8 protein-coding genes are annotated in these 6,940 nt (G+C 71.1%); 2 read left to right on the top strand and 6 right to left on the bottom strand.

The genetic code is table 11. From position 1 onward, the window contains the following. The first annotated feature begins 104 nt into the window (after positions 1-104). Positions 105-728, top strand: coding sequence for an O-methyltransferase (locus tag AC1DP0_RS15315; protein WP_478085638.1), 624 nt, complete (start codon positions 105-107; stop codon positions 726-728). A 112-nt stretch (positions 729-840) separates the two neighbouring features. Here AC1DP0_RS15315 and AC1DP0_RS15320 read toward each other — a convergent pair whose 3' ends face one another. After that, complete coding sequence (locus AC1DP0_RS15320; protein WP_013493416.1) at positions 841-1,014, bottom strand: DUF3117 domain-containing protein; 174 nt, start codon at positions 1,012-1,014, stop codon at positions 841-843. Between the two features lie 152 nt (positions 1,015-1,166). Here AC1DP0_RS15320 and AC1DP0_RS15325 point away from each other — a divergent pair, with 152 nt between their 5' ends. Next, positions 1,167-1,979, top strand: a complete 813-nt coding sequence (locus AC1DP0_RS15325) for an enoyl-CoA hydratase/isomerase family protein (protein WP_478085640.1) — start codon at positions 1,167-1,169, stop codon at positions 1,977-1,979. A gap of 96 nt (positions 1,980-2,075) precedes the next feature. Here the strand turns inward: AC1DP0_RS15325 and AC1DP0_RS15330 are convergent, their stop codons facing one another. From AC1DP0_RS15330 to dapE, 5 genes are all read right to left on the bottom strand, one after another. After that, a complete protein-coding gene (locus tag AC1DP0_RS15330; protein WP_478085642.1) occupies positions 2,076-3,050 on the bottom strand; it encodes a type IV toxin-antitoxin system AbiEi family antitoxin domain-containing protein in 975 nt (324 codons plus the stop codon). 256 nt (positions 3,051-3,306) lie between these two features. Continuing rightward, positions 3,307-4,521 carry a hypothetical protein gene (locus AC1DP0_RS15335; RefSeq protein WP_478085644.1) on the bottom strand — a complete coding sequence of 405 codons (1,215 nt, stop codon included), beginning with the start codon at positions 4,519-4,521 and terminating at the stop codon, positions 3,307-3,309. Continuing rightward, positions 4,518-4,925, bottom strand: coding sequence for a cell division protein DivIVA (locus tag AC1DP0_RS15340; protein ID WP_478085647.1), 408 nt, complete (start codon positions 4,923-4,925; stop codon positions 4,518-4,520). The genes AC1DP0_RS15335 and AC1DP0_RS15340 overlap by 4 nt, the downstream gene beginning before the upstream one ends. Further along, positions 4,922-5,695, bottom strand: a complete 774-nt coding sequence (locus tag AC1DP0_RS15345; RefSeq protein WP_478085649.1) for an LOG family protein — start codon at positions 5,693-5,695, stop codon at positions 4,922-4,924. Before AC1DP0_RS15345 ends, AC1DP0_RS15340 begins: the two co-directional genes overlap by 4 nt. A 22-nt stretch (positions 5,696-5,717) precedes the next feature. Continuing rightward, positions 5,718-6,842, bottom strand: a complete 1,125-nt coding sequence (gene dapE, locus AC1DP0_RS15350; protein ID WP_478085651.1) for a succinyl-diaminopimelate desuccinylase — start codon at positions 6,840-6,842, stop codon at positions 5,718-5,720. Positions 6,843-6,940: the final 98 nt, after the last annotated feature.

Genomic DNA, 6,940 nt, shown 5'->3' on the forward strand with positions numbered 1-6,940 from the left:
GCTCGGGGAGCGGCAGGTCCTGTTCGTCCATGAACCCGATTCTGGCCCGGATCGGGGGCCGGGGTGGCGAACTGGCCCCATCGCGTCACAGTAGGGTGACGGACATGAGCACCCAGAAGGTCGCCGCGTGGTCGCACGCCGAGGAGTTCGTCACCCCGAGCGAGCAGGTCGAGGAGGCCATCCACCGCGGCGAGGAGCTGGGAGCACCGTCCGTGGGCAACGGCGTGGGCGCCGCGCTCCAGATGCTCGCCGCCGCGACCGGGGCCAAGGCCGTCATGGAGATCGGCACGGGCGCGGGGGCGTCGGGCCTGTGGCTGCTCGGCGGCATGCCCGCCGACGGCATCCTCACGACCATCGACCTCGAGACCGAGCACCAGCGGGCCGCACGCGACGCCTTCGCCGCGGCCGGCATCGCCCACCAGCGCACCCGTGTCATCGCCGGCCGTGCGCTCGAGGTGCTCCCCCGCATGACCGACGGCGCCTACGACCTCGTCTTCGTCGACGCGGACAAGCAGGCGTACCCCGACTACCTCGCGCAGGCCACGCGGCTGCTCCGCCGCGGCGGCACCCTCGCCATGACGTGGTCCGACAAGGAGTCCGACCCCGCCAACCGCGACGCCGAGACACGCACGCTCCGCGAGATCGGCCGCACCATCCGCGACCACGACCAGTTCACGGTCTCGTTGCTTCCCGTCGGCGAGGGCCTCCTCGTCGCCGTCAAGCGCTGACCAGGTATGCCGGGTGGCCGGCCACCCGGCATACCTGATCCCGGGCGCGGGGACGCGAGACGGCCCCCGACCGTGAGGTCAGGGGCCGTCGAACCTGGATCAGGCGGAAGGGTCAGTTGACGCCGTCACAACCCTGGATCGCGTCACGCAGAGCTGCAGCCTCGTCGGGGGTCATCTCGACGACCAGACGCCCGCCACCCTCAAGGGGCATCCGCAACACGATGCCGCGGCCCTCCTTGACGACCTCGAGCGGGCCATCGCCGGTCCTCGGCTTCATTGCTGCCATGGTTCCCCTTCCCTTGGAATCCTCGGTCTTTGGCACCATTATTCCGTGTCTCGTTTGCGAGACCTAATTGGGGATGTGAGAGAGGGCACGTCGGGCCTTTGCTGGGCCAGCCGCGCTTCCACGGCGGGACGGATTGGGACAGAGTGGCGCCCATGACGCAGACGCCCGACTCCCCCGCCACCGGACCGCTGATCGTCGAGGTCGCCGACGGCATCGCGTGGCTCCGGCTCAACCGTGCCGAGGCGATGAACAGCCTCGACAACGCGCTCAAGGACGCCCTGGTCGCGGCGCTGCGGGCGGTCGCCGATGACCCTGCCGTCCGGTGCGTCGTGCTCATCGGGACCGGTCGCGCCTTCTGCGTGGGGCAGGACCTCAAGGAGCACGTGCGCAGCCTCGGTGACCCGACCTCGACGCTCGCGACGACGGTGACCGACCACTACAACCCGATCGTCACCGCGTTGTCGACGATGAACAAGCCCGTGGTCGCCGCGCTCAACGGTGTGGCAGCCGGCGCGGGCCTCAGCTTTGCCCTCGCGTGCGACTTCCGGGTCGCGTCGGAACAGGCCGGCCTCAACACCTCGTTCGCGGGCATCGCGCTCTCGTGCGACTCGGGCGCGTCGTGGACGCTGCCCCGGCTCGTCGGGACGGCTCGCGCCAAGGAGCTGCTGCTGCTCCCGCGCACGGTGCCGGCCGCCGAGGCCCTGGCGCTCGGGCTCGTGACGAAGGTCGTTCCCGACGACGAGCTCGAGCCGGCCGTGCTCGAGCTGGCCCGCACCCTCGCCGACGGGCCGACGCTGGCGTACGGCTCGATCCGGCGCGCCGTGGCCTACTCGGCCAGTGCCGACCTGGCTGATGCACTGGCCAACGAGGCCGAGCTCATGGCGCTGACGGGTGGCAGCAGCGACCACCGGGCAGCCGTCGACGCCTTCCTCGCCAAGGAGAAGCCCACCTACACCGGCGCCTGAGCCGACCTGGCGTGATGGAACGCAGAATGGTTCTGCACCTGGTGGGGTCCTGGCGCCACCGGACGCAGGATGATCCGTCGTACGACTGCGCGGCCATCAGCCCACTCGCATGATGGGCAGGGTTGGGCGCGGGGCGACCGTCACGGGGGCCCGCGTGCCGGACCGTCGGGCAGCGGCATGGGAGCGCTCGATCCGGCGCAGCTCGGCGCTGGGGTCACGGGCCAAGGCCGCAGGTGTCACCCCGACCACCACGACCCGTGCCGCCGACAGGTCGGAGCCCTGCTGCACGGTGACGTCCCAGTCGAGGCCGTCGGAGTGGAACTCACGGGACTGCACCATCACCGCCATGCCGACGTCGTCGAACCACAGGTCGGGCGAGGTCAGCTCTTCTCCTGCGGGCCCGATGAGCACAGGATTCGCCAGTGGGGACGGAAGGCTGGGCGAGGTACGGACCAGTGCGAGCAGGTCGGACTCGGGCACCGACCACGCGCCGGCCGCCACCTCGGCCAACATGTGTCGTAGGCGGACGGTTCCCGAGCGACCGCGAGCGTCGACCCAGTGCTCGAGGTCGTCGAGCCGCACGAGTCGACGTTGCACTGCCTCGATCACCAGCGCCCGGGCCGTCCGCTCGTCCGGGGTCTCGGCCGCCGCGTCGACGACGGCTCGCGCCAGGCAACCGAGACGCAGCCCGTCGCGCTCGAGGACGGGCTCGCCCGTCAGCGTGGTGCTCCGGATGTCGACCCACGCGATCCGACGTGATCTGCGGGGCGCGGGAACAAGCAGGCGGACGGGCGGCCCGACCGAGCACGACCTGAGCCCGTGCAGGGCCCCTGCCGTCATGCCCGCCAGCCAGGCTCCGTCCCCGCCGGACAGCAGGGCAGCGGTGAGCCGTTGGTGCTGGGTCGGCAAGCCGGTCTGCAAGGCGTAGACGCCCGGAAGCAACAACCGCCAGTCGCGCCCGACGCGCCACCGCAGCGTGTCGCGTGTCAGGCCGGCCTCGAGCAGCTGACGACGGGTGACGACGCCGTGCTGGGACCGAGCGAGCGCAAGTATGGGGTCCGGTAGGTGCATGGCCTCAGGCTGACTGGCCGCTCCGTCTCCGACGTGGCCGGAGGTCCCCGCTGTGGACGAGTGCCAGAGACCATGAAGGGGTGTGGACGCCTGGGAACGCGGAGGGAGTGGGGGCGAGCCCGGCTCGTGGTCCGCTCCATCGTCCTGCAATTGGAGGGGTCCTGGCACGCCCAGACGCAGGACGACCCGGCAGACAGTCTGCAGGTCGTCGCTACCCGGCGGATTCAGGTGGCAACGGCACTGCGACCGTTCAGTTTCACGGCGGGTAGTCGCTCGGGGGGATGAAGCGCCAGAGGATCTCGGTCCAGTAGTACTGCCCGACGACGGAGAGCACCAGCAGCGGCACGAAGCGCCACAGCAGACGCTGCCACGTGTTGCCGCGGCGGTCGGCCCAGCCGGCCCCGAGCCCGACGACGAGGAGCGGGAAGAGCGGGATGAGATACCGGAAGATGCTCGTGAACGGGTCGAGCACGGCCGCGAGATAGGCCGGGTAGGCCAACGTCCAGGTGCGCAGGTCGGCGCGAAGATTGTGAGCCCACGGGCCGGCGACCACCGCGACGATGACGAGCGGCACGACGAAGAGCATCACCGGACCCCACGTGTCGCCGAAGACGTAGGTCGACATCCCGACCCAGGGCGTGAACGGTTCGACGGTCCCCGATCCGCGCCAGGTGGCCATCGTGTCGGTGTAGGCCGAGCGGACCCCGGTGCGCCACCAGGCGATCGCGGGCCACAGGAGCCCGGCGACACCGCAGCCGACGAGCGCGGCGAGCATGGCGGCATACGTCCCGGCTGTGAGGGGCCGCTCGCGGCGCGCGCGCCAGCGCAGGACGACCACGACGAGCGTCACCAGCCCCAGCGGCACGGCGATCGGTCTCGAGAGGCCCACGAGCAGGGCCACGACGGTCGCGACGAGCCAGCGCTCCCGGGCCAGGGCGTAGAGGTAGCCGACGAGCAGGAGCATCGCCAGCGACTCGGTGTAGGCCAGCTGCAGCGTCACCGACGCCGGGAAGCTCGCCCAGAGCGCCACGACGAGGTATGCCGCGGGGTCGCCGATGCGCTCACGCAGGAGCAGGCCCATCAGCACGGCTGCACCCGCGCCGCACAACAGCGCGATCGTCGAGCCCACGGCGGGGAAGTCGAGCCCGGTCACCGCCATGCCGGCTCGTGCCATCAGGGGAAAGAGCGGGTAGAACGCCCACGCGTTCTGCTGGACGGCCCCGCCCTCGCTCGTGGGGAGCGTGGAGGGATAGCCGTGCTGCGCGATCGTCTGGTACCACTGGCCGTCCCACAGCGCGGTGAACGGGAAGTACGACACGGGCACGTCGTTCCCGCCGGTCATGCCCGACGGCACCTGGTGCTGCATGACGAGCAGCAGGATCGTCGTCGTGACGACCCGGGCCAGCGCGTACACCGCCAACACCCAGCCGACGAAGTCGCGTCGAGGCTGCAGGGCGAGCGCCTCGGTCATGTGGTGCGTTCGCGGCCGACCGTCGGATCGGACTGTCCGAGCGCCGCTCCGGGTTCAACAGGTTCAACGGGTTCAACGAGTTCAACGGGATCGGCGGGATCGGCGGGATCGGCGGGATCGGCGGCTCCGTCGTCACCGCGCAGCACCGCGATCTCCGCGTCCTTCTCGCGAAGCTCGCGCCGGAGGCGGTCGACGACCCCGTCGACCTGGCTCATCCGGTAGCCGCGGGCACCCACGTCGAAGACGAGGTCGTCGAAGTCGGAGTCGCGGATCGGCTCGTCGGGCAGAGGCTCGTGGCTCAGGCTCGTGGTGCCCCGCCCGAGGCCACCGCCGGCGAGCCCGAGGATGAGGGCGACGACGAAGCACAGGACGACGATCCCGATGAGGAGGATGAACCACTTCACGCGGGGGGCCCCTCGTAGGTGCGGATCGCCCGGACGGCCTCGTGGGGGTCGTCGGTGAGGATGATCCGGTCGAGGTCGGTCGGGCTGATCATCCCGTTGCCGAGCACCGTGTCGCGCATCCAGTCGATCAGCCCCTGCCAGTAGGCGACGCCCATGAGCACGATCGGGAACTCGGTGACCTTCTGCGTCTGCGCGAGGGTGACCGCCTCGAAGAGCTCGTCGAGGGTGCCGAACCCGCCCGGCAGCACGATGAAGCCGCGGGAGTACTTGAGGAACATGACCTTGCGGGCGAAGAAGTAGCGGAAGTTGATGCCGAGGTCGACGTACTCGTTGAGCCCGGCCTCGAAGGGCAGCTCGATCCCGAGCCCGACCGACGTCCCCCGCGCCTCGAAGGCACCCTTGTTCGCCGCCTCCATCGCGCCCGGCCCGCCACCGGTGATGACGGCATACCCCGCCTCGGCGAGCAGGCGGCCGACCTCGACACCGATGGCGTATGCCGGGTCGTCGGGTCGCGTGCGCGCCGAGCCGAACACGGCGGCCGCCGGCCCGAGCTCGGACAGCGTCCCGAAACCCTCGACGAACTCCGACTGGATGCGCATGACCCGCCAGGGATCGGCGTGCAGCCACTCGTTGGGCTCGCGCCCCTCGAGCAGTCGCTGGTCGGTCGTCGTCCGGGGCACCTTCTGACGGCGCAGCATGACCGGGCCGGTCTGGCGCCGGTCCTCGGACGGACTCCCTGGTGTGACGGGTGCAGGCTGGTAATCGGTCACAGCGCCACCCTATGCGGAGAGGTCAGCGGAGCCAGCGCAGCAGGGCGGCCTCGGCCTCGACGTACTGCTCGACGGGGCAGCGCTCGTCGTCCATGTGCGCGAGGTTGGGGTCGCCGGGACCGAAGTTGACGGCCGGGATGCCGAGCGCCGAGAAGCGCGCGACGTCGGTCCACCCCTCCTTGGGGTTGACGGTCACGCCGAGCGCGTCGATGAACGCCTTGGCCGCGGGCAGGTGCAGGCCCGGGCGTGCACCGTCGGCGGCGTCGCTCAACGTCACGTCGAAGCCCTCGAAGACCTGGCGCACGTGCGCGAAGGCCTCCTCGGTGTTCTTGTCCGGCGCGTAGCGGTAGTTGACCGTGACGGTGCACCGGTCGGGGATGACGTTGCCGGCGATGCCGCCGCTGATGCCGACCGCCTGCAGCGCCTCGTGGTAGTCGAGGCCGTCGACGGTGATGGTCTCGGCCTCGTAGGCCGCCAGGCGCGTCAGGACGGGGCCCGCGTCGTGGATGGCGTTGTGGCCCTTCCACGGCCGGGCCGAGTGGGCGGCGACGCCCTGGGTGACGACCTCGACGCGCAGGGTGCCCTTGCAGCCACCCTCGATGGCACCGTTGGTGGGCTCGAGCAGCACCGCGAAGTCGCCGGTCACCAGCTCGGGCGAGCTGTCGGCGACGCGGGCGAGCCCGTTGAAGCTCGCGTCGATCTCCTCGCATTCGTAGAAGAGGAAGGTGAGGTCACGACTGGGCTCGGTGACCTGGGCGGCGATCCGCAGCATGACGCCGACGCCGCCCTTCATGTCGACCGTGCCACGGCCCCACAGCTCGCCGTCGACGCGGCGGGTGGGCAGGTTGGGCACCGACGTCAGGGGGACCGTGTCGATGTGCCCGGCCAGGACGACGCGTTCGGCACGGCCGAACGAGGTGCGCGCGATGACCGTGTTGCCGTCCCGGGTCACCTCGAGGTGGGCCAGCGGCCGGAGGGCGGCCTCGATGGCGTCGGCGAGGGGTGCCTCGTCCTGGCTGACCGACTCGATGTCGCAGACGGCCGCGGTGAGCGACGTGACGTCGGCGGACAGGTCGAGGACGGCACCACCAGCATCCCGTGCAGCGGGCGCGGTGGTCGGGTCGGCGGCGGGGCTGGTCGACGGCATACGCGGAAGGTTATCCGCAGGGGACCCGGGGAAGTGCGGCAGCGAGGGGCGTCCGCGCCGCGGGTCGCCGTTTCCCGGCCGCCCCGCAGCCCCATATC

Source organism: Terrabacter sp. P5_B1 (assembly GCF_056400505.1).

Bases quoted from the DNA above. Each gene is read 5' to 3' on its own strand.
- AC1DP0_RS15315 (WP_478085638.1), top strand. From the start codon at position 105: ATGAGCACCCAGAAGGTCGCCGCGTGGTCGCACGCCGAGGAGTTCGTC.
- AC1DP0_RS15320 (WP_013493416.1), bottom strand. From the start codon at position 1,014: ATGGCAGCAATGAAGCCGAGGACCGGCGATGGCCCGCTCGAGGTCGTC.
- AC1DP0_RS15325 (WP_478085640.1), top strand. From the start codon at position 1,167: ATGACGCAGACGCCCGACTCCCCCGCCACCGGACCGCTGATCGTCGAG.
- AC1DP0_RS15330 (WP_478085642.1), bottom strand. From the start codon at position 3,050: ATGCACCTACCGGACCCCATACTTGCGCTCGCTCGGTCCCAGCACGGC.
- AC1DP0_RS15335 (WP_478085644.1), bottom strand. From the start codon at position 4,521: ATGACCGAGGCGCTCGCCCTGCAGCCTCGACGCGACTTCGTCGGCTGG.
- dapE (WP_478085651.1), bottom strand. From the start codon at position 6,842: ATGCCGTCGACCAGCCCCGCCGCCGACCCGACCACCGCGCCCGCTGCA.